This window comes from Schaalia turicensis ACS-279-V-Col4 (genome assembly GCF_000296505.1).
Taxonomy (GTDB): Bacteria; Actinomycetota; Actinomycetes; order Actinomycetales; family Actinomycetaceae; genus Pauljensenia; species Pauljensenia turicensis_A.
Window position 1 is genome coordinate 51,822 of the sequence record NZ_JH815209.1, and the last position, 22,433, is coordinate 74,254.

Genomic DNA, 22,433 nt, shown 5'->3' on the forward strand with positions numbered 1-22,433 from the left:
TCTACGCGGGTTCCTGCATTGAAGCAGGGACCCGCGTTTGCAGTAGGCGCTTCATGCCGTCTGCTGGCGCATCGGGAAGCACCCCGTCAAAGAGAGGACAGTGGGCGCGCACACCGCACCAGTTGCATAGGGGATTTTTTCGAGGAGCGAATTCCCCACGCTTCGCATCACGCTCAATCCGATCCCAAATACCTGACACTTCGTCTTCGAAGCGTTCAATGTCATCGACCGTCGGATCAAATGTCAGGGTCTGACCCGCTTTGATGTAGACCAACTGGGTGCGCAACGGCATCCGATCGGTGAGTTTCAACAGCAGGGCGTAGAAGCGCATCTGGAACAGGGCCTCGTCTTGGAAACGGGGCGAAGGCGCCTTACCCGTTTTATAGTCGACCACACGCAACTCCCCAGAAGGGTTACGGTCAATGCGATCGATGAAGCCACGCAGACGCACGCCGTCGTGAGTGTAAGCGTCCACGCGCTTCTCGCGCGCAGCTGGTTCTAGGCGCTGCGGATTTTCGAGCGTGAAATAACCGCGCACAAGATCACGGGTCTTGTCGATCCATTGATCGAGCGCGACCTCGTCGTCGAACATCGCAACAACATCATCTGAAGACTCTCTTGTTGCAGCCCACTCTTGGTCGAAGAGTCCCATTGCCGTCTCTTCATTTCGGTCCGCTTGAGCCACATCGAAAAGCTTCTCCAATACCGAATGTACCAGCGTGCCGGCAACGGTTGCAGGCGTGAGAGGTTCTTTGATGCGATCGACCACATGCAGGCGGTACTGCAACGGGCATTTCAAGTATTCCTTGGCTCGCGAAGGTGAGAGAGCGGGGTCGAAAGAACCTGAAATACGTGGGTTCGACCCGGTAGTGGCAGTCATAGGACAACGGTAACGTGAAACGCGTTCACCAGCAGATCTCACAGTGGGAGCTGTGGATAGCCGCGATAGACTTTCTGGGATGAATACACAGCCAGATACAACCGATAACTACGCGCCGCTTGGTCAGCAGAATCGGCGTGGTCTCTTGGAAGAAGGCGATCGCGTTCAGGTTCGCGATCCAAAGGGGCGATTCCACCAAGTGATTTTGACGCACGGCGGAAAGTTCCAGTCGAACCGTGGCGAGTTCTTCCATGATGACCTCATCGGCAAACCCGATGGGCAGGTCATTACGACTGAAGAAGGTCGCCAGTTCCAGATTATGCGCCCGTTGATGGTCGACTACGTGATGTCGATGCCACGAGGTGCAGCGGTTGTGTATCCCAAGGATGCCGGTGTCATTACGCACATGGGCGATATTTTCCCCGGCGCAGTTGTCGTTGAAGCTGGTGCGGGGTCTGGCGCGTTGTCGATGGCGTTGTTGAACGCGGTTGGTCCGACTGGGCGTCTGATCTCAGTTGAGCGTCGCGAAGAGTTCGCCGATATCGCACGAGGAAATGTCGAACTCTGGTTTGGTGCGCCACATCCTGCGTGGGATTTGCGCGTCGGCGACTTAGCTACCGAATTGGAAGCGATGGACCAGGCCAGTGTTGACCGCGTAGTCCTGGACATGCTGGCGCCTTGGGAAAACATTGATGCTGTTTCACACGCTCTGATCCCCGGTGGCGTGCTGGTCTGCTATGTCGCGACGGTTACGCAGCTGTCGCGTCTTATTGAAGACTTGCGTGCAAGCGAGAACTTCACGGATCCGATCACCTGGGAAGACATGCGTCGTGAATGGCACGTTGATGGTTTGGCTGTCCGTCCCGAGCACCGCATGGTTGCTCACACTGGTTTCCTGTTGGTTACGCGCCGTCTTGCTCCGGGAATTAACCCACAAGAAAGGTCGGTTCGTCCCGCGAAGTCGTCTGAAGGTCTGGGTGGCCAGTGGGATGATGTTGATGAGTGGAATGAACACAACGTTGGCCTTCGAACGGCATCTGAAAAGAAGTTACGCAAGGTTCGTCGTGATGTGACGCGTCAGGCTGACCAGTGGGTTGAGGGAAGGATCAGCACTGATGAGTGATGACTTCTACGCAACTCGCATCGAAGAGATGCAACGCCTTGTTGTCTCTCTGGAAGCGAAGAATGAGCGCCTTGCCCAGGCGCTGTCCCAGGTTCGCGGACAGTTGGTGAAGGTGCAGTCTCAGCTCCTTGAAGTGAATCGTCCGCCACTAACGATGGCCGTGTTTGTATCCGCGGATGTGCCTTCGCGTCAGATTGAAGCGATCGTGAACGGTCGTCGTATGCGCCTCGCTGTTGCACCTGACCTTGATCTTTACTCGCTGTCGTATGGTCAGTGGGTGCGCGTCGACGACAAGATGGTCGCCGTTGCCGCTGATGGATTTTCGAGGTCCGGTTCAATTGTCTCGATTCTTGAGTTGGTGGGTGATGACCGCGTGCTGGTTGCAGGCGAAGCTGGCCAGGAGCATCTGCTGATGTTGGCAGGCCCTCTACGTCACGGCAATCTGCGTCTCGGCGACGCATTGATGGTGGATCTACGTAGCGGAATCGCGTTGGAAAAGATTGTGCGATCCGATGTCGAGCAGCTTCTCACCCCCGAAGCTCCCGATACGACATACGACGATATCGGCGGTTTGGATGCGCAGATTCGTCAGGTCCGCGACGCAATTGAGCTTCCTTTTAGTCATCCCGAGCTCTACCGCGAGTATGGTTTGCGTCCGCCTAAGGGCATCCTGCTCTACGGTCCACCCGGATCAGGTAAGACGCTTATTGCAAAGGCAGTCGCAAATTCCCTGTCGGGTCGGACAAGTGGTGTGAAAACCTACTTCTTGTCAATCAAGGGGCCGGAGCTTCTGAACAAGTTTGTTGGTGAAACTGAGCGACACATTCGCGCGATCTTCGCGCGAGCACGTTCACTTGCTGCTGGCAATATCCCTGTCGTCATTTTCTTTGACGAAATGGAAGCCCTGTTCAGGACGCGTGGAACCGGGATCTCATCGGACGTAGAAACGATGATCGTTCCCCAGCTTCTTGCGGAAATGGACGGTGTCGAGACCCTGGATAACGTCATCATCATCGGCGCCTCGAACCGTGCTGACATGATCGATCCTGCCGTCCTTCGCCCCGGCCGACTGGATGTGCGCATTCGCGTGGATCGGCCCGATCGCACAGGTGCCCGCGACATCTTCTTGAAACACTTGAACACTGACGTGCCACTTCGTGATGATGAAATCGGCGTCGGCATGACCCTCGGCCAGGCACTCGGAAACATGGTCGATCAGGCACTTGACGTCTTGTTTCGCGAAGATGAAACGACTGCGCTCTTTGATGTCGTGCTGGCATCTGGACGCACGAAGCGCATTCACCTTGGGGATATCGTCTCTGGTGCCATGATCGCCGGAATCGTTGAGCGCGCAAAGAAACATGCGATCAAAGAATCGCTCACAGGCGGGGGATATGGCCTGTCGGCGAAGCACCTGCTTGCCGGTGTTAAAGAAGAAATGGGCGAGTCTATTGAACTCGCAGTCTCTTCGTCTCCCGACGACTGGGCCCGCACCATTGGCCTGCGTGAAGAAATCGCATCAATCGTTGCCTTGGAGGCCTGAGATGACCCACGTGATTGGAACCGAAACCGAGTACGGCGTCTATCGCCCAGGTGATGCATGGGCGAACCCCATTGCACTTTCGTCGCAGGCGGTTCGTCTCTACGCTGAGATTTCTCGCGATGGGACGCCGGCACAGGGCGCTGCACCCGTTCGCTGGGACTATCGGGCTGAGGACCCGCTCAACGATATGCGCGGTATCCGCTTGTCACGTGTGGCCGCCGACCCCTCGTTGCTGACGGACGATCCATATCACTTGGCGCCGTCGGGTGGCAGTGAGCAGATTGAACGCCCAACTCCAGAAGAAATGGCTTTGCCTGCACAGACCACCGCGGTTTTGACGAATGGTGCACGCCTGTATGTCGACCACGCTCATCCGGAGTATTCCGCTCCAGAAGCGTTGGGTGCCCTTGAAGCCACGCTCTATGATCGCGCCGGCGAGGTGATCGCACGCCGGATTATTGAAGAATCGCTCAAGAGCGAAGACGGTCCTATCGTCCTAGTGAAGAACAATACGGACGGTAAAGGCGCCGCCTACGGAACTCACGAGAACTACCAGATCCCCCGCAGTGTTGACTTCGACGATGTGGTTCGTGGACTGACTCCGTTTTTTGTTTCTCGACCGGTCATGTGCGGTGCTGGACGCGTGGGTCTGGGACAGAAATCTCAAGTTCCAGGGTTCCAGATCTCTCAGCGAGCTGACTTCGTCGAAAACGAAGTGGGCTTGGAAACCACCTTTAATCGCCCGATCATTAATACGCGCGACGAACCGCACGCGAATCCGGCACACTACCGGCGTCTGCACGTCATCGGTGGTGACGGCAATATGTTCGATGTGTCAATCTTGCTGAAGCTTGGCGCGACATCGCTGGTGTTGTGGGCAATCGAGCAGGGGATTGGGCTGGAGTGGGAAGCCCTCGCGCTCGATGACGCCGTGCAGGAAACATGGAACCTCAGCCACCACCCGAATCTTGATTACAAGATGAACACGGCCGGTGGACGCGCATACACGGGACCTGAATTGCTTCAGGTGTATGTGGACCTCATTCTTGCAACCTTTGACCGAATGGGTATCAGCCCCGAAGGTGAAGACCAAGCGATTCTGACCCTCTGGCAGGACGTCCTTGATCGTATGCGCGCTGACATGTTCTCTGTTTCCACTGAAGTTGAATGGATTGGCAAGTATCAGCTGTTGGGTCGTCAAAAGGATCGTCTGGGAGTTGAGTGGAACGACCCCCGTTTGACGGCGATGGACTTGCAGTGGGCCGATCTTCGCCCGGAGCACTCGCTTGCTTTGAAGCTGGGTAAAGCCGGACGCATCAAGAGACTCTTTAGCGACCAACAGGTTGAGGATGCAGCCTCTCAAGCCCCGACAACGACCCGCGCGTTTGCCCGCGGTCAGGCTGTGGCGTCACGACCAGACTTGGTGAAAGCCTCGTGGACGTCCCTCGTCATTGATCCGGGACAGGGGAATCTTGTCCGCTATCCGATTCCGGATACTGCGCAAACACGTAGCCCCGTGGAATGATCCTCACCAGTGGAATAATTTCACATAGTAAAGCAACACAGGTTTAGGAGAAACGAATGGATATCCGTCAACTGTTCGCTCCTTCGGGGGACAACGACGATTTCGGCGATACCGAGGCCGCTGGCCAGGTTCACGCACAGACTCAGTCGATTGACGATCTGCTCGACGAAATCGACTCCGTGCTTGAAACGAATGCAGAAGCGTTCGTTCAGGGCTTCGTCCAGAAGGGTGGCCAGTGAAGTGAGGCGTCGCGTAGTCGGCATCGAAACTGAATATGGCCTGATGAGCGCCGCACCGCCCGGGGTTCTGGCAATGGACGCCGACATGGCTGCACGCAAGCTCTTTGAACCGTTGCTACGTCGGGGACGATCATCGAATCTCTTCTTACGCAACGGTGGCAGGCTCTACCTTGATGTTGGCTCGCACCCCGAATATGCGACCGCTGAATGCGATCGCCTAGAAGACCTGTTGAACCAGGATCGTGCAGGCTCACTGATGCTCGCGATGCTGGCAGCAGATGCTGATCGCTCGCTTGAAAAAGAGGGGAGCGCTGAGCGCCTGCACCTGTTCCGCAACAACGTCGACTCGCAAGGAAACTCGTGCGGTTGCCACGAAAACTACCTCCTGCACCGTCGTCGTGATTTCCGTCAGGTCGCAGATGCCCTGGTTTCATTCTTTATCACTCGCCAGATTCTGGTGGGCAACGGTCTGATTCGACGTAATGCCTCCGGTGCAACACTCGCTTTCTCCCAGCGCGCTGAGCAGATGTGGGATGCCGTTTCATCCGCAACAACGCGTTCACGCCCGATCATCAACACCCGTGACGAACCGCTAGCAGATTCCGGTTCGTACCGTCGCATGCACGTGATCGTTGGCGATACGAACGTTGCTGAGCCAACGACTGCGCTCAAGGTGGGGGCCACCGAGTTTCTCCTTCAAGCAGTTGAAGACGGCTTGCATATCGAAGACCTGACGATGGCTGACCCCATGCGGTCCATCCGCGAGATTTCCATTGATTTGACCGGTCGAACTGAAGTCGAGCTTGCCGATGGTCGTCGCTGGACTCCCGTCCAAATCCAGCGTGAGATTCGCGAACGTATCTTGGGCACAATCGATGCTGCAGAGCTTGACGATACACATCGCTATGTTCTTGATCTCTGGGAACGGGGTTTGAACGCGATCGAATCCGGCGATTGGTCTCCGGTCGACACCGAACTCGATATCGCTATCAAAGCTAAGCTCTTCTCATCCTACGTTTCAAAGGCAGGGACGAACCTTGCCGATCCGCGTGTGGCTCGTTTGGATTTGAGCTACCACGATATTACCGGCAGCTCCCTGCTTAACCGTATGGAGGCGTCTGGCCTCGTGAAACGACTAACGAAGCGCGAAAGTGTGCAGGCGGCCGTGAATACTCCGCCTGCGACCACCCGCGCTCATCTACGAGGCCGCATCATCGGCGCTGCCGAAGATGCGCGCGTTGACCTGAGTGCTGACTGGGTTCACGTGCGCGTTGACGACTTATCGTCTTCCCCGCTTTCACTGCAGGATCCTCTGGCCAATGAGGATCCACGCGTGGATGAGCTCATTGGAAAGATCGCTTCCTGCTCACCGGTGCTTCCCGCATGAGCATGATTGATCTTTTCAAGCCCTCGTATAGGCATGGTCTGCGCAATCTGACCATTGCGTTGCTTGCCACCGTCGTGATTGCTGGCGCCGCAATCATCGCCGTAGTGCACGCGACCCACAACGGCTCGGGCTCATCGAAGGTGCAGGGCATCAGAGGCCCCCTTGACTCCGTGTCAGTCTCGGGTCGTATTGGCGCGATCCCTGTTGTGACCATGGGACAGCCAGTGACGGTGAATGCCGCAAAAGCCAAGGTTCTTGAGATCGGAACTGGGCGGCAAATCACGAAGGATTCACCGATTCTGCTGGCTATCACCTCGTTCGACGGTAAAACAGGCGAGAATCTGTCTGCGGATGGGCGACCCGACCTCGTTGTCGGATCCGCAGACCAAGCAACCTTGAACGATGCTCTTCTTGACATTGTCGTTGGACTTCACGAAGGATCACGAGTCCTTGTTGCCCATCCGTTGGCTTCGTCCCAGGGCGAGTTAGCGAAGCCGACAGATCAGGACACTGAGCTTCTCGTGATTGATATTTTGTATTCGATCGCGAACGGTAGTGAAGACACCGGTGAATCCTCCGGGGTCCTGTCTGTGACAATGACCGACGAAGGTCCTGTTATCGAACACGGAAGCGATGCGCCCACGGACGTGACAACCCAGATCCTGATCAAAGGTGAAGGACAGCAGGTCACATCGAACGATCAGATTGTGGTTCAGTACGCCGCAGTGGGATGGAACGACGGCGTTGTTCGAGCATCGACATGGCGGACGGGCAAGCCAGAGGTCGTCTCAATGCTCACCGCGATGACCGGCTTGAAGCAGACTCTTGTTGATCAACGAGTGGGATCGCGACTGGCGATTTCTATTCCGCCCGATCTGGCGAACGGTGACGACACTGTGTGCATCGTCATCGATATTCTGGGCACTGAACCAGCATCCGATAATGCGTCTCAGTCGGGTGCTTCAGCCGAGCAGACGGGCGTAGCTCCGTCAGATTAACCTGAGTCTTCTTCCAACGCCCACAGCACCGCCGAAGAGTATGCGGAGCGAAATACAGTCCGAACCGCTAACGTAAGTGACAGCCAGTCAGCCAGTAGTTCGCCCACACATGCTGTGCATGCACAAGGCAGGACTGCCCTCAGGTAGTGAAGAGACCTCGACGAAGAAGGATAAACATGAGTGTCGCACTGAGAATTATCCCCTGCCTTGATGTGAATGCTGGGCGCGTCGTGAAGGGCGTGAATTTCCAGAATCTGCGCGATGCTGGGGACCCTGTTGAGTTGGCTAAGCGCTACGGGGCTGAAGGGGCTGACGAAATAACTTTCCTTGATGTGAGTGCATCGACTGAGAACCGTGGCACGATGCTTGATGTCGTGTCGGCCACGGCGGAACAGGTGTTCGTTCCTTTGACCGTTGGCGGTGGAGTTCGGACTGGCGAAGACGTGGCGACCCTACTCAAAGCGGGCGCTGACAAAGTTGGAATGAACACCGCTGCGATCGGCAACCCTGACGTGATTTCCGAGGTTGCGGATCGTTTCGGTAATCAGGTTCTGGTTCTGTCTGTTGATGCTCGGCGTTGCCCTCCCGGCGTTGAAACACCTTCGGGCTTTGAAGTGACCACTCACGGTGGAAAGCACTCGACCGGTATTGATGCGCTCGAATGGGCGATGGATGCCGAGCGCCGTGGTGTGGGTGAAATTCTGCTGAACTCAATGGATGCAGATGGGGTGAAGCAGGGCTTCGATATCGAACTACTGAATCTTGTGAAAGAACGCGTGCACGTGCCGATTATTGCTTCGGGTGGCGCCGGAACGGTTGAGCATTTCGTTGAGGCTGCTCGCGCGGGAAGCGACGCGATTTTGGCGGCGTCCGTGTTCCACTTCGGTGAAGTAGCGATTCGCGACGTGAAAACGGCCTTGGATCAGGCCGGTTTCCCTGTTCGCATGTGATACGCCACGGCCTTGCACGGTCACGTGTGAAAGACTGGAGCCATGCTCAGATGGCTTACCGCAGGTGAATCACACGGTCCGGCTTTGATCGCTGTCATTGATGGTGTTCCAGCCGGTCTTCGTATCGAATCCGACGATTTTGTGCGGGCTCTAGCCCGTCGTCGTCTTGGCTATGGGCGTGGGGCACGCCAGTCTTTTGAGAAGGACGTCGTGCGTATCGTCGGCGGTGTCCGTCATGGTATGTCGACGGGTGCTCCGATTGCGATTGAGATTGCGAACTCAGAATGGCCCAAATGGGAAGTTGTGATGAGCTCCGATCCAGTTGCCCCAGATCTTCTGCTGATTGATGCCGGTACTGGCGACGAACGTGAAATTGCGCGGAACAAGAAGCTGACCCGCCCGCGTCCAGGTCATGCGGATCTTCCGGGAATGCTGTCGTACGGTTGTGATGATGCCAGACCAATTCTGGAGCGTGCGAGCGCGCGTGAGACCGCAGCTCGTGTGGCGCTCGGTTGCGTTGCCGAGGCGATTTTGGACCAGGTGGCCGGTATTCGTCTGGTCAGCCATGTTGTGCAGGTGGGAACGCAGATCGCAACTGATCCTCATCTTCCGACTCCGGATGATGAGGGTGCTCTGAACGAATCTCGCATGCGTACCCTTGATACCGAGCTTGACCAGCGTTTCGTTGATGTCGTCGACGAAACGAAGAGAGCCGGGGACACCATCGGCGGTGTCGTCGAAGTGATTGCGTGGAACGTGCCCATTGGTTTGGGAACACACGTGAATGCCCAGCGTCGTTTGGATACGAAGGTTGCGGCTGCGCTGATGTCGATCCAGTCTGTCAAAGGTGTGGAGATCGGTGATGGTTTTGCTCAGGCGGCGTTGCGGGGCAGTGTTGCTCACGATGAGATCGTGAAGGGCGACGACGGGCATCTGCGTCGTACGTCAAATCGTGCCGGTGGTATCGAAGGCGGCACCTCGAATGGTCAGCCGATTGTTGCTCGTGCTGCGTTCAAGCCGATTTCTACGGTTCCGCGTGCTCTTCGTAGCGTGGATCTTGCGACGGGTGAAGAATCCGTCGGCTTGCATCAGCGTTCTGATACCTGTCAGGTTGTTCCCGGTGCTGTCATTGCGCAAGCTGAGCTCGCGCTTGTGCTGGCCGATGTTCTCGATGGCCACGCCGGAGGAATGTCGGTAGAGGAAATGCGTCGCAATCTTGGCGCATATATCGCGTCAATTCAGGAGCGCGCATGAGTGTCTCTTCACCTTCATCGATTCGACTGCATCTTCCGCTTGTTTTTGTTGGATTGCCCGGTGCGGGTAAGTCGAAGGTTGGGCGCCTTGTTGCCGCCCAGCTTGGGGTTTCCCACGTGGATACTGATGACCTCATCGAAAAGAGCGCGGGTAAGTCGATTTCGCAGATTTTTATGGACGAGGCCGAGCAGGGTTTTCGTCAGCGTGAGATTCGCGCGGTGCATCAGGCTGTGCAGATGGGCGGGGTGATCTCGTTAGGCGGTGGTGCTGTGACATCTGAAGAGGTTCGCGATGCCCTGCGTGATGTCTGTGTCGTCCATATTCATGTAGAACATGATGAGTTAGTGCGTCGGGTGACGAAGAAGGCTCACCGCCCTTTGCTTCGTGAAGATCCTGAGGGGATGCTCCGCCAACTGCGTCGCGAACGTTTGCCACTCTATGAGGCAGTAGAGACGATTCGGCTTGAGTCTGACGATGGGCCTGCTTCAGAGGTTGCCGATCGCGTGGTGGATTTGGTGGATCTTGGATGGAAACGGATTCACGTTGGGGGAGATGCTCCCTACGACGTGTGTGTTGGTCACTCGATTCCAGTCAGCGCGATTGCAGGAGCATTGCGATCTGATGCTTCGAAGGTACTGATTGTCCACGCCCAGCCTCTTGAGACGAAAGCACGCGAGATTGCAAACGGTCTTGAAACGATGGGCTTTGAGGTGGGTATCGCTACGCACCCCGATGGTGAGGCGGGCAAGAGCCTCGACGTCGTTGCACGTCTCTGGGATGAAGCTGGGCGCATGAAGCTCGGCCGAGCAGATGCAGTGATTGCCATTGGTGGTGGTGCAACAACTGATATGGCGGGTTTTGTTGCAGCAACGTGGCTACGTGGGATCGGTTTGATCAACATTCCGACGACCTTACTGGCCATGGTGGATGCTGCAGTCGGTGGGAAGACGGGTATCAACTCATCAGCGGGCAAGAATCTGATTGGCTGCTTCCACCCGCCGTTGCGCGTGATCGTGGACCTCGATTATCTGTCCTCGTTGCCGGAAAAAGACTTCGTAGCTGGTCTCGGCGAAGTTGTGAAATGTGGATTCATTCGCGATACGGAAATTCTTCGCATTATCGAAGGAACCGACACGAACCTCCTGAGCGATTCGCGCTCCAACCAGATTCGAGAGCTGATCGAACGCGCTATCGTAGTGAAAGCGGATGTTGTTTCAGCTGACCTGAAAGAATCGGGATTGCGCGAAATCCTCAACTATGGGCACACGCTGGCTCATGCGATTGAAAAGTGCGAGAACTTTTCGTGGCGTCATGGTGAAGCGGTCAGCGTCGGATGCGTGTTTGCCGCACACCTCGGCGTTGTTCGGGGGCTTCTGACAGATGCCGACGTTGAACGTCATATCAATGCATTCTCACGAGTTGGCTTGCCGGTTACCTATTCCGGTACGTCCTTCGATGAATTGCTGGACGTCATGCTCTCAGATAAAAAGGTGCGTGCGGGTCAGCTCCGTTTCGTTTTGCTTGATGGCATTGGAAATGCGGCGACCTATCGGATATTGCCTGATGAAACGAGGCAGGTAGCTACGCGATTGGGGATCGCATGACAATCGAGTGTGTTGATACTTCTGTGGCGGGCACTGTCCGTGATAGAGAATCATCTGGGGTTCCCGGCCTCGTCCTTGTGGGAGTTTCCGGCGCGGGAAAGACAGCGGTTGGCCGCGCCATTGCTTCGCTGACTGGAATGCGCCTGGTTGAAACTGACGACCTTGTTGAACGCCAGAGTGGCAAAAGTGTTGCGCAACTGATCATTGCAGGCACAGGCGATGTGGAGCAGGTACGACAAGAATGTGCGCTTCGGGCGCTCGGTAGTGCAGGTGCAATCGTCACGGTTGGTGCCTCGCAAATTGAGAACGAGGCCGTGGCTAGGCGGCTTCAACGCTTAAACGATCAGGGAGCCGCAATCGTTGAGCTCTATGCCGACGTGAGTGAAGTGGCTCGACGCGAAGGACTGAATAAACCGCGTTCGGTTGGCCTGGGTGCACCACGTGCAATGCTCAGGCTGATGATTGCAAACCTGCATGAAAAATACTCAGAGATCGCTAATGTGTTAGTTGATACACGCGATAAAACCGTCGATGAGGTTAGTAGAACCGTTATCGAACAGTGTAAAATCGCGTTGATTCTTTGAAAAACCAAAGTGAGGTATATCTGTGGCAACGACGAATGATCTGAAGAACGGCACAGTCATGGTCATCGACGGCCAGCTGTGGCAGGTCGTTGAATTCCAGCACGTCAAGCCGGGTAAGGGCCCCGCATTCGTGCGCACCAAGATCAAGAACGTGATGAGTGGCAAGATCGTCGACAAGACCTTCAACGCTGGTCTCAAGATCGAAACCGCAACTGTTGACCGTCGCGATATGACGTACCTGTACCAGGACGGCACCGACTATGTTTTCATGGACGAAAAGACCTACGAGCAGATCAACGTTCCCGAAGAGATCGTCGGCGATGCCCGTAACTTCATGATCGACAACCAGTCCGTCATCGTTTCCCAGCACGATGGCACTGTCCTGTTCGTTGAGCTCCCGGCTACTGTTGTCCTGACCATCACGCACACTGAACCCGGTCTGCAGGGCGACCGTTCCTCGGCAGGTACCAAGCCCGCAACGCTTGAAACCGGCTACGAGATCCAGGTCCCGCTCTACATGGAAGAAGGCACTCGCATCAAGGTTGACACCCGCGATGGTTCCTTCTCGGGACGTGTCAACGACTGATGTCCAAGGCATTTCGTTTCACTTCACGAACGAAAGCTCGCAAGCGCGCTGCTGACGTCGTTTTTGAAGCAGATCAGCGAGGCATGGGGCGTAACCCCGATGTCTTGCGCGATCTTTTGCGTCAGCGCAAAGTGATCACGGCAGCAGAAACCCCGCTTCCGGAATACTCGATTCAAGCAATCGAAGGTGTCGCTGATAACCTGCGTCGCATCGATGATTTGATCGAAAAACACGCGAACGTAGCGGGCCTTGATCGAATCGCCGGTGTTGACCTGGCGGTTATGCGCGTTGGCGTTTGGGAAATGCTGGACAACGACGATGTTGCGAACATCATCGCGATCGATGAAGCAATTGCAATTGTGAAGTCGATTTCTGGTGACGGGGCTCCGCAGTTCGTCAATGCTGTCCTTGACGCTATTCGACGTGAACTCGAGGCATCCCCGTGGTCGCGTCGCAGTTGCGACAATGACGCTGACGTGTCGGCTCCCGGTGATGATGCGCCCAGCCTGGCAGGCTCAGATGAGGATACCTCCCCTAAGACGCATGATTTGAGTGTCGATGAGCTTGAAGAGCTTGACGAGTTGCTCGACGAATACTGAGCAGGTTGGCTTGTAGTGGCGGATTGTAGCGAAAGCTATGGTCCGCCACTTGCTTTCTGTGCTTATTAACCTTGATGAAAAGTGTTAATGTGACAGTGATATTTGTTGAGTGTTAACGACTGTCAAAGATGAGGAGTCGTCGCTATGCCCATGAAGGGGATTAACCGACTGACACTGCGTGAGCAGGTGTGGACGACGTTGCGCGCAGAGATCCTTGAGGGCAACTTGCCAGCTGGTTCGCGTCTGGGTGAGGTCGATCTTGCCGAACAACTGAACGTGAGTCGGGGCACCGTTCGCGAGGCACTGCGTAAGCTCCAGCAGTCTGGTCTTGTCGAAGGTGAAGACCGCATTGGTTTGCGCGTCGCTCAATTTACTCCCAAGCAACTTCGTGAGCTCTTTGCTGTACGCGCAGCTCTAGAGGGACTGGCGGCATCGACGATCGTGACCCAGGGGAGAGGCAGCGAAGTCGCCGATCTCCTTGAAAAGAATCTCCCTGCAGGGGCGGATGGCAAGAGTGCCGTGGAAGTTCTGGATGAAGACCTTGGTTTCCATCAGATTTTGTGTCACGAATCCGGCAATGAAGTGCTGTTGGAGATGTGGAACGACTTGCAGGATCGGATGCGCGTTGCAATCATGTCCGACGCATCTGCACAACGCGCTGAGCTGATGAGCGGCGTTTATCATCAACCGATTGTTGACGCCCTTCGCGCCGGAGATCCCGAAAAGGCACGCGAGACTCTGAATGAGCACATGCGCTATGCGGGTGAGGTTTGGGCAGTGAACAGGGAAAAACAAGCGTCTCGAGTCGACGAAGACTAGCTCAATCGCATTCTTTCATCGGTGATGATCAGCACGCCGTCAACTAGACAGATCCGCGGGGTAGAGCACTACACTAGTTGACGAAGCGTTCCTTTAAATTCCGTCCTGTGAGGCGGGGAAGGAGATTCACTGATGGGATCAGTGCACCCACACGCAGAGCGGGGCAGCTCTGCACGGCAGGTTTTAGATGCCGATGATATTGCCCGTTCACTCACGCGAATCGCGTTTGAGATTATCGAAAGAAATGGCGAAGACCAGATGCTGGTCATCGCGGGAATCCCGACTCGTGGCGCGACGCTTGCCAAGCGCCTCGTCGAAAAGATCAACGAGGTCGGTGGTAGGCGCACGCAACTTGCCATCATCGACACGACAATGTTTCGGGATGACCTTTCCTCTCAGCCCCTTCGCGAGCCAAAGGAATCATTTGTACCGGCCCATGGCATCGACGGACGCACCGTCGTTCTTGTCGATGATGTGCTCTACACGGGACGCACCATCAAGGCTGCCCTCGATGCGCTGACATCGATCGGTCGCCCGAAGGCAGTCCAGCTCGCAGTTCTCGTTGACCGTGGTCACCGTGAACTGCCTATTCGCCCCGACTACGTGGGCAAGAACCTTCCCACCGCTCGTGATGAGTCAGTGTCGATTTGGCTGAATGAAACTGACGGTGAAGACTGCGTTCTGATTGAGAGGAACAACTGATGTCCTTGAATCACCTCATTTCCATCCGTGACCTCGAATATCGCGAAGCCCTCTTGCTTCTAGATACAGCTGAACAGATGGCGGCAACGCAGTCACGTCGAGTGAAGAAACTACCAACACTTCACGGTCGCACTGTTGTCAATCTGTTCTTCGAGGATTCAACCCGTACACGTCTGTCGTTTGAGGCTGCTGCAAAACGCCTCTCGGCAGACGTTATTAATTTCTCCGCTAAAGGATCGTCGGTCTCCAAAGGCGAATCGCTCAAAGACACGGCTCTCACCCTCCAAGCCATGGGCGCCGACGCGGTGGTTGTCCGCCACTCTTCTTCCGGAGCGGCTCACCGCCTTGCACACGCTGGTTGGATGGACCTGCCGGTGCTGAACGCGGGCGATGGCACTCACCAGCATCCGACTCAGGCGCTTCTTGATGCCATGACCCTGCGTCGCCACTACAAACGCAACCCCTCAGACCCCGACGTTGAACCGCTGGCACCGGGCACCGATCTCAAAGGCGCGCGCGTCGTGATCGTCGGCGATGTTCTCCACTCGCGAGTTGCGAGGTCCAACGTTGATCTTCTGACTCTGCTGGGCGCCCACGTCACGTTGGTCGCGCCTCCTACGTTGCTTCCCGTGGGCGTTGAAAACTGGACCTGTGATATCGAATACGACTTCGATAAGGCTCTCGCCACCGACCCCGACGCCGTGATGATGCTACGCGTCCAGCGTGAGCGCATGAGCGCTGCCGGCGGCGGATTCTTCCCGTCACCGGGCGAATATCACACCGCATACGGCCTCGATAATCAGCGTTTCAACGTTCTCAACCCCGAATGCATCGTGATGCACCCCGGCCCGATGAACCGAGGCCTTGAAATTAGCGCGGAGGCAGCTGACTCAAAGCGTTCCGTTGTCGTCGAACAAGTCTCCAATGGCGTCAGCGTTCGTATGGCTGCCCTCTACCTGCTTCTTGCCACGGAAGGAAACACCAATGACTGAAAACACCTCGAAAACTTGGTTCATTTCCGGCGCATCGATTCTGGGAGAGCAATCCAGCGACATCCTGGTCCGTGACGGCGTCATTGTTGCTATCGGTGCCGAAGCAAAGGACGGCGCCACCAATGCCCGGCATATTGATGCCGACGGTCTGATCGCGCTTCCCGGCCTCGTCGATATGCACACGCACCTGCGGGAACCCGGGCGTGAAGACGCCGAAACGATCGAAACCGGCACGCGCGCTGCGGCGGTGGGTGGCTACACAGCCGTTCACGCGATGGCGAACACGACCCCGGTTGCCGATAGCGCATCGGTTGTCGATCAGGTGTGGCAGATCGGTCACGACCTGGGATGGGTTGATGTCCGCCCGGTTGGTGCCGTGACTCAAGGCCTCGCTGGCAAGCACCTGTCGTCGATGGGTGCGATGGCACATTCCCGCTCTCAGGTGCGCGTCTTTTCTGATGATGGCAAGTGCGTGTCGGATCCGGTTCTCATGCGTCGTGCCCTCGAATATGTGAAGACCTTCGGTGGCGTCGTTGCGCAGCACTCGCAGGATCCGGACTTGACTGACGGTGCGCAGATGAATGAATCGCCACTGTCTGGTGAACTCGGTTTGGCCGGTTGGCCTCCCGTCGCTGAAGAGGCGATCATTGCCCGCGACATTTTGCTGGCAAAGCACGTCGGTTCGCGCCTTCACGTGTGCCACCTTTCGACTGCCGGATCGGTAGACCTGATTCGTTGGGGCAAGCGCATGGGTGTTGACGTGACGGCAGAAGTAACTCCACACCACCTGCTCCTCACTGAGGAAATGGCCACGACTTACGATCCGCTCTACAAGGTCAACCCGCCACTTCGCACTCGCGAAGACGTGGAGGCAGTCCGCGAGGGCCTCGCCGATGGCACGATTGACGTTGTGGGAACCGACCATGCTCCGCATCCGCTCGAAGACAAGGACTGCGAGTGGCAGGCGGGCGCGTTCGGCATGACCGGCCTGGAAACTGCATTGCCGATCCTGATCGAAACAATGGTGAACACCGGTCGCATGACGTGGGCCGATATTGCTCGCGTGATGTCGACAAAGCCTGCGCAGATCGGCATGGTTGCCACTCAGGGGCAGGGTCTTGTGGTGGGCGCTCCGGCCAATATCACGCTGGTTGATCCGAGCGTGCGCCGGAAAGTGGATCCCACCCAGCAGTTCACGCGCTCAACCAATTCGCCGTACCGAGGGATGGAGTTGCCCGGCCAGGTTCTGTACACGCTGTACGCCGGTGATGCAACCGTCATGGGCGGAATGCCGATTGAAAAGGCGGACCGGCGATGACCCAATCAGAACTCGCACTGCTCGTCCTTGAAGATGGCACGGTATTCCCCGGATACGCCTGGGGCAAACGCGGGCGCACACTGGGTGAGATTGTCTTTTCCACAGGCATGACCGGATACCAAGAGACGCTCACGGATCCTTCATATCACCGCCAGATCGTCGTCATGACGGCACCTCACATCGGTAATACCGGTGTCAACGATGAAGATCCTGAATCCAAACAGATCTGGGTTGCCGGTTTCGTTGTGCGTGAGCCTGCACGTCGAGCATCAAACTGGCGATCGAAGCGCACCCTTGATGAAGAACTCATTGAGCAGGGGATCGTGGGAATCAGTGGTGTTGATACTCGCGCTATCACGCGCCACATCCGCTCACACGGCGCGATGCGCGCTGGAATCTTCTCCGGTGGTGCACTTCCCGCAGGCGCTGAGCACCTGACTAACCAGGTGCGCGATGCTCTGGTACGTATTGTCGTTGATCAACCGATGATGGCCGGCGCAGCCTTAGCATCCGAGGTTTCGACAAAAGACACCTACGTTGTTAAAGGCGAAGGTGAACCGGTATGTCGCGTAGTGGCCGTGGATTTGGGCATCAAATCGCGCACACCGGAGCAGCTTGCGCAAAGAGGGGTCGAGGTTCATGTTGTGCCCAACACCGTGAGTTTCGCGGATATTCAGGCTCTGAACCCCGATGGAGTTTTCTTCTCGAATGGGCCGGGTGACCCCGCGTCTGCTGACCTGGAGATTGAGCTACTACGTGCGGTCCTGGATGCTGGGCTCCCGTACTTCGGCATTTGCTTCGGACACCAGCTGTTCGGTCGCGCTCTGGGGTATGGAACCTACAAGCTCGAATTCGGTCACCGCGGTGTCAACCAGCCGGTGAAGGATCTGGTGACCGGTCGCGTTGAAATCACCGCCCACAACCATGGTTTCGCAGTGGACGCCCCCGTTGGGGCCCCCTCAGTCGCACCGTTCGACGCTGGTCGCTATGGAAAGGTTGAAGTCAGCCACATTGATCTCAACGATGGGGTTGTGGAAGGCCTGCGGGCACTTGATATTCCCGCTTTCTCGGTTCAATACCACCCCGAAGCGGCGGCTGGTCCTCACGATGGTGAGCATCTCTTCGATCGTTTTGTATCCATGATTCTGGCCTCGAAGGAGGCAAACTGATGCCTAAGCGCCAAGATTTGCGGTCCGTCCTTGTTATCGGGTCCGGTCCGATCGTTATTGGTCAAGCGTGCGAATTCGACTATTCGGGTACCCAGGCATGCCGTGTTCTCAAAGAAGAAGGCCTGCGCGTTATCCTCGTGAACTCCAACCCGGCCACGATTATGACCGACCCGGAGATCGCCGATGCCACGTACGTTGAACCGATTACCCCCGAAGTCGTTACGTCGATTATCGAAAAGGAACGACCAGACGCTCTGCTTGCAACACTGGGTGGTCAAACTGCACTGAATACAGCGGTTGCGCTGAACGAAGCTGGCGTTCTCGAAAAGTACAACGTTGAGCTGATCGGCGCGTCCATCGAGGCGATTAACGCAGGTGAAGACCGGGAAATCTTCAAGGAGATCGTTGAGACGTGTGGCGCCGAAGTCGCACGTTCCTATATTGCTCACACGATGGAAGAATGCCACGAAGCTGCAGCTCAACTCGGCTACCCGCTGGTTGTACGTCCCTCGTTCACGATGGGTGGTTTGGGTTCAGGCTTCGCCTACACCCCCGAAGATCTCGAACGCATCGCCGGTCAGGGACTTGCGGCGTCGATCACCACCGAGGTTTTGCTCGAAGAATCCATCCTCGGCTGGAAGGAATACGAGCTCGAGCTCATGCGAGACAAGGCGGATAACGTCGTTGTCGTCTGTTCGATCGAAAACATTGACCCGGTGGGTGTTCACACGGGCGACTCGGTGACCGTTGCACCCGCATTGACACTCACCGACCGCGAGTTGCAGCGTCTGCGCGATATCGGCATTGCGGTGATCCGTAAGGTCGGTGTTGATACTGGTGGCTGTAATATCCAGTTTGCTCTGGATCCGAAGACTGGTCGCATCATCGTCATCGAAATGAACCCGCGTGTATCGCGTTCATCCGCGCTGGCATCCAAGGCGACGGGCTTCCCGATTGCGAAGATCGCAGCGCGCCTCGCCACCGGTTACACACTCGACGAAATCCCGAACGACATCACGGGCTCCACGCCTGCGTCTTTCGAGCCCACGCTGGACTACGTTGTGGTGAAGGTTCCGCGATTCACCTTCGAAAAGTTCCCGGAAGCTGACCCCAGGCTGTCGACCTCAATGAAAGCAGTCGGCGAGGCCATGGCAATCGGGCGCAACTTCACGGAGGCGTTTCAAAAAGCGTTGCGCTCCATCGACAAGTCGGGAGTCCAATTCTCGTGGGCGCGGCCTCGTCCCACCACAGAAGAGACAAAAGCACTTGTCGCTCAGGCTGCACGAGGTACCGAACAGCGCTTTGTGCAGGTCATGGACGCAATCCGTGGAGGTGCGACGCTCGACGAGCTCTTCGATTCGACGAAGATCGACCCCTGGTTCCTTGACCAGTTCTACTTGCTTGACGAGATTGCTTGTGAAATCGCAGAGGCTCCCGCGCTCAACCGCGAGGTACTGAGTCTTGCGAAACGTCACGGCTTCTCTGACCGTCAGATTGGTGATATTCGAGGCCTGTCGGAGACGAGCGTGCGAGAAGTACGAGGTGCTTTCGAAATTCACCCCGTCTTCAAGACGGTGGATACGTGTTCGGCAGAGTTTGCAGCGAAGACTCCGTATCACTACTCGACCTACGACTTCGAGAACGAGGTTGCGCCCCGCGAGCGCGAAGCAGTCATCATTCTGGGTGCTGGACCGAACCGTATCGGTCAGGGCATTGAGTTCGATTATTCGTGCGTGCACGCGGCGATGAGCCTGCGCGAGCGCTACGACACGATCATGGTGAACTGCAACCCAGAAACCGTGTCGACTGACTACGATATTTCGGATCGCCTCTACTTTGAGCCCCTGACACTTGAGGATGTGCTCGAGATCTACCGGGCAGAAAGCGAGGCCGGTCCGGTCAAGGGCGTTATTGTTCAGTTGGGTGGTCAGACTCCGCTGTCGCTTGCGCGTGATCTTGAGGCTGCGGGGGTGCCGATTCTTGGCACGTCGCCGTCGTCGATCGATGTGGCTGAAGACCGTGAAGAGTTCGCTAAGGTGCTGGCGATTGCCGGTTGCCCGGCTCCGGCGCACGATACGGCTCATGTGGTCTCGCAGGTTCGCGAGGTTGCTGAGCGCGTTGGATATCCGGTGCTTCTGCGCCCCAGCTTCGTCTTGGGCGGTCGTGGTATGGAAATCGTGAATGACGAGGCCGCGCTCGATCGTTATCTCGATAGGCCGGATATTGGCGCGCTGTTCTCACGCGGTCCACTGTTGATTGACCGTTTCTTGGATGCGGCGATCGAAATTGACGTGGACGCGCTGTATGACAGTAATGAATTGTTTATGGGCGCCATTATGGAGCACATTGAAGAGGCCGGTATTCACTCCGGTGACTCGGCATGCGTGTTGCCACCGATGACTCTGTCGTCCAGCCAGCTTCACCGGATTGCTGCATCGACCGAAGCGATTGCACGTGAGGTGGGGGTGCGTGGCCTGATCAATATCCAGTTCGCCCTCTTGTCCGATGTCCTGTACGTGATTGAGGCGAATCCTCGTGCTTCTCGTACGGTGCCTTTTGCTTCGAAGGCGACGGGCGTGCCTCTGGCGAAGGCAGCATCTTTGATCCAGGTGGGCGATTCGATCGCATCGTTGCGTGAGCGTGGCATTCTCCCTGTCACGGATGCACGCGAGATCCGTGATGGTGCCTCGATTGCAGTGAAGCAGGTTGTTCTTCCATTCAAGCGCTTCCGTACAGCTCAGGGATTGGTCGTGGATACGATCCTCGGGCCTGAGATGCGCTCGACGGGCGAGGTTATGGGTATCGATCACAACTTCCCGACGGCATTCGCGAAGTCGCAATCCGGTGCGATCGGAAAACTGCCGACCGAAGGTACGGTCTTCATTTCGATTGCGGATACGGACAAGCGTGCGATCGTGTTCCCTGCGGCTCGTATGCGGGACCTTGGTTTTACGATTTTGGCGACAACGGGTACAGCTTCGGTGTTGCGCCGAAACGGGATTGAGGCCCAAGCTGTTCGCAAGCGCTCTGAGGGACGAGGCAATGAAGGTGAGCCCACCATCGTTGATTTGATCAACGATGGGATGATCGACATCGTTGTGAATACTCCGCAGAAGAGCGATAACCGCCACGACGGCTATCAGATTCGTACCGCTGCAATGACCCACGACAAGACGATTGTGACGACGCTCCAGGCGTTTAACGCGCTTGTTCAAGCGATTGAGGTGCGTACTCACGGTGCGTATCACGTGCGATCGTTGCAGGAATGGGATGCGCTTCGAAAGGAGAATGAACGATGACCATGCGAGGTTTCGGTGATCGTCTTGCCGACGCAATGGCTGAGCATGGGCCTGTGTGCGTTGGGATTGACCCGCACCCCGGTCTGCTTGACCAGTGGGGCTTAGACCATTCGATCGACGGGTTGCGTAGGTTTTCTCTGGGCGTTGTTGAAGCGTTGGGAGGCAAAGTTGCTGCATTCAAACCGCAGTCAGCCTTCTTCGAACGTTTTGGATCACACGGCGTCGGCGTATTAGAAGAAGTCATTGACGCCTGTCGAAATGCGGGTTCCTTGTGCATCGTGGACGCTAAACGCGGTGACATTGGTTCAACTATGAACGGTTACGCCGATGCGTATCTGGCTAATGGTTCTCCACTGGCCGGCGATGCTGTGACTCTTTCACCCTATTTGGGTATTGGCGCGCTCACCCCGGCGCTTGAAATGGCTAAAGAGACGGGCAGGGGAGTGTTCGTTCTTGCTCTGACATCGAACCCTCAGGGTGCTTCGGTTCAACACTGTGTGAACTCCGAGGGGCAATCGGTTGCCGGGGGAGTCATTCAAGCAGTGTCCGATTTCAATGCGACGTTCGACTTTGAGCACATGGGTCCTGCTGGAATTGTTGTGGGCGCGACCGTTGGGGATGCTCCACATCGCTTGGGCATCTCTTTCGATGCCTTCAATGGCGCAATTCTTGCCCCCGGGGTGGGAGCTCAAGGTGCCGGTCCGAAGGAACTGGGCGAGGTGTTCGGCCAAGCAGCTTTGAACGTGCTCGCCTCGTCATCTCGAGCGATTTTGGCCAAAGGCCCCGATGCTCTGGGCCTTCAACAGGCATATGCTCAAGCGGTCGCCGAATTAGCTGAGTGAATATTGCTTCCCACTTTCTT

General features: G+C 56.5%; 20 protein-coding genes. 19 read left to right on the forward strand and 1 reads right to left on the reverse strand.

What is annotated here, in order from left to right; genetic code table 11:
* Nucleotide 1: 1 nt before the first annotated feature.
* The gene (locus tag HMPREF9241_RS03915) at nt 2-880 is read right to left on the reverse strand and encodes a RecB family exonuclease (protein WP_006680978.1); all 879 of its coding nucleotides are present in this window, start codon (nt 878-880) and stop codon (nt 2-4) included.
* Nucleotides 881-959: 79 nt separating this feature from the next.
* On the opposite strand from HMPREF9241_RS03915, the gene HMPREF9241_RS03920 reads away from it, so the two are divergent.
* The 19 genes from HMPREF9241_RS03920 (at nt 960) to pyrF (ending at nt 22,413) form a co-directional block, all read left to right on the forward strand.
* Entirely contained in the window at nt 960-2,003 is a 1,044-nt protein-coding gene (locus HMPREF9241_RS03920) for a tRNA (adenine-N1)-methyltransferase (RefSeq protein WP_040318537.1), read from the forward strand.
* Nucleotides 1,996-3,546 carry a proteasome ATPase gene (gene arc, locus HMPREF9241_RS03925; protein WP_006680980.1) on the forward strand — a complete coding sequence of 517 codons (1,551 nt, stop codon included), beginning with the start codon at nt 1,996-1,998 and terminating at the stop codon, nt 3,544-3,546. The genes HMPREF9241_RS03920 and arc overlap by 8 nt, the downstream gene beginning before the upstream one ends.
* 1 nt (nt 3,547) lies before the next feature.
* Nucleotides 3,548-5,071: a depupylase/deamidase Dop gene (gene dop, locus HMPREF9241_RS03930; RefSeq protein ID WP_006680981.1), complete on the forward strand. Its 1,524-nt coding sequence runs from the start codon at nt 3,548-3,550 to the stop codon at nt 5,069-5,071.
* A gap of 56 nt (nt 5,072-5,127) precedes the next feature.
* Nucleotides 5,128-5,310: a ubiquitin-like protein Pup gene (locus HMPREF9241_RS03935; protein WP_006680982.1), complete on the forward strand. Its 183-nt coding sequence runs from the start codon at nt 5,128-5,130 to the stop codon at nt 5,308-5,310.
* Nucleotide 5,311: 1 nt separating this feature from the next.
* A complete protein-coding gene (pafA, locus tag HMPREF9241_RS03940; protein WP_006680983.1) occupies nt 5,312-6,697 on the forward strand; it encodes a Pup--protein ligase in 1,386 nt (461 codons plus the stop codon).
* On the forward strand, nt 6,694-7,695 hold the full coding sequence (locus HMPREF9241_RS03945) for an FKBP-type peptidyl-prolyl cis-trans isomerase (RefSeq protein ID WP_006680984.1): 1,002 nt from the start codon (nt 6,694-6,696) through the stop codon (nt 7,693-7,695). Before pafA ends, HMPREF9241_RS03945 begins: the two co-directional genes overlap by 4 nt.
* Before the next feature lie 176 nt (nt 7,696-7,871).
* Nucleotides 7,872-8,645 (forward strand): imidazole glycerol phosphate synthase subunit HisF, encoded by a 774-nt coding sequence (hisF, locus tag HMPREF9241_RS03950; protein WP_006680985.1) that lies wholly within the window; start codon nt 7,872-7,874, stop codon nt 8,643-8,645.
* A 42-nt stretch (nt 8,646-8,687) separates the two neighbouring features.
* Nucleotides 8,688-9,899, forward strand: a complete 1,212-nt coding sequence (gene aroC, locus HMPREF9241_RS03955) for a chorismate synthase (RefSeq protein ID WP_006680986.1) — start codon at nt 8,688-8,690, stop codon at nt 9,897-9,899.
* Complete coding sequence (gene aroB, locus HMPREF9241_RS03960) at nt 9,896-11,503, forward strand: 3-dehydroquinate synthase (protein WP_006680987.1); 1,608 nt, start codon at nt 9,896-9,898, stop codon at nt 11,501-11,503. The genes aroC and aroB overlap by 4 nt, the downstream gene beginning before the upstream one ends.
* On the forward strand, nt 11,500-12,087 hold the full coding sequence (locus tag HMPREF9241_RS03965) for a shikimate kinase (protein ID WP_006680988.1): 588 nt from the start codon (nt 11,500-11,502) through the stop codon (nt 12,085-12,087). The genes aroB and HMPREF9241_RS03965 overlap by 4 nt, the downstream gene beginning before the upstream one ends.
* Nucleotides 12,088-12,109: 22 nt before the next feature.
* Nucleotides 12,110-12,673 (forward strand): elongation factor P, encoded by a 564-nt coding sequence (gene efp, locus HMPREF9241_RS03970; protein WP_006680989.1) that lies wholly within the window; start codon nt 12,110-12,112, stop codon nt 12,671-12,673.
* The gene (nusB, locus tag HMPREF9241_RS03975; protein ID WP_006680990.1) at nt 12,673-13,272 is read left to right on the forward strand and encodes a transcription antitermination factor NusB; all 600 of its coding nucleotides are present in this window, start codon (nt 12,673-12,675) and stop codon (nt 13,270-13,272) included. Before efp ends, nusB begins: the two co-directional genes overlap by 1 nt.
* 144 nt (nt 13,273-13,416) lie before the next feature.
* Entirely contained in the window at nt 13,417-14,091 is a 675-nt protein-coding gene (locus tag HMPREF9241_RS03980) for a GntR family transcriptional regulator (RefSeq protein ID WP_006680991.1), read from the forward strand.
* A 132-nt stretch (nt 14,092-14,223) separates the two neighbouring features.
* Complete coding sequence (pyrR, locus tag HMPREF9241_RS03985; protein WP_006680992.1) at nt 14,224-14,793, forward strand: bifunctional pyr operon transcriptional regulator/uracil phosphoribosyltransferase PyrR; 570 nt, start codon at nt 14,224-14,226, stop codon at nt 14,791-14,793.
* On the forward strand, nt 14,793-15,785 hold the full coding sequence (locus tag HMPREF9241_RS03990; protein ID WP_006680993.1) for an aspartate carbamoyltransferase catalytic subunit: 993 nt from the start codon (nt 14,793-14,795) through the stop codon (nt 15,783-15,785). The genes pyrR and HMPREF9241_RS03990 overlap by 1 nt, the downstream gene beginning before the upstream one ends.
* Nucleotides 15,778-17,103 (forward strand): dihydroorotase, encoded by a 1,326-nt coding sequence (locus HMPREF9241_RS03995; RefSeq protein WP_006680994.1) that lies wholly within the window; start codon nt 15,778-15,780, stop codon nt 17,101-17,103. Before HMPREF9241_RS03990 ends, HMPREF9241_RS03995 begins: the two co-directional genes overlap by 8 nt.
* Nucleotides 17,100-18,272, forward strand: coding sequence for a glutamine-hydrolyzing carbamoyl-phosphate synthase small subunit (gene carA, locus HMPREF9241_RS04000; RefSeq protein ID WP_006680995.1), 1,173 nt, complete (start codon nt 17,100-17,102; stop codon nt 18,270-18,272). The genes HMPREF9241_RS03995 and carA overlap by 4 nt, the downstream gene beginning before the upstream one ends.
* Nucleotides 18,272-21,571: a carbamoyl-phosphate synthase large subunit gene (carB, locus tag HMPREF9241_RS04005; protein ID WP_006680996.1), complete on the forward strand. Its 3,300-nt coding sequence runs from the start codon at nt 18,272-18,274 to the stop codon at nt 21,569-21,571. Before carA ends, carB begins: the two co-directional genes overlap by 1 nt.
* Nucleotides 21,568-22,413 carry an orotidine-5'-phosphate decarboxylase gene (gene pyrF, locus HMPREF9241_RS04010; RefSeq protein WP_006680997.1) on the forward strand — a complete coding sequence of 282 codons (846 nt, stop codon included), beginning with the start codon at nt 21,568-21,570 and terminating at the stop codon, nt 22,411-22,413. The genes carB and pyrF overlap by 4 nt, the downstream gene beginning before the upstream one ends.
* The last annotated feature ends 20 nt before the right edge of the window (nt 22,414-22,433 follow it).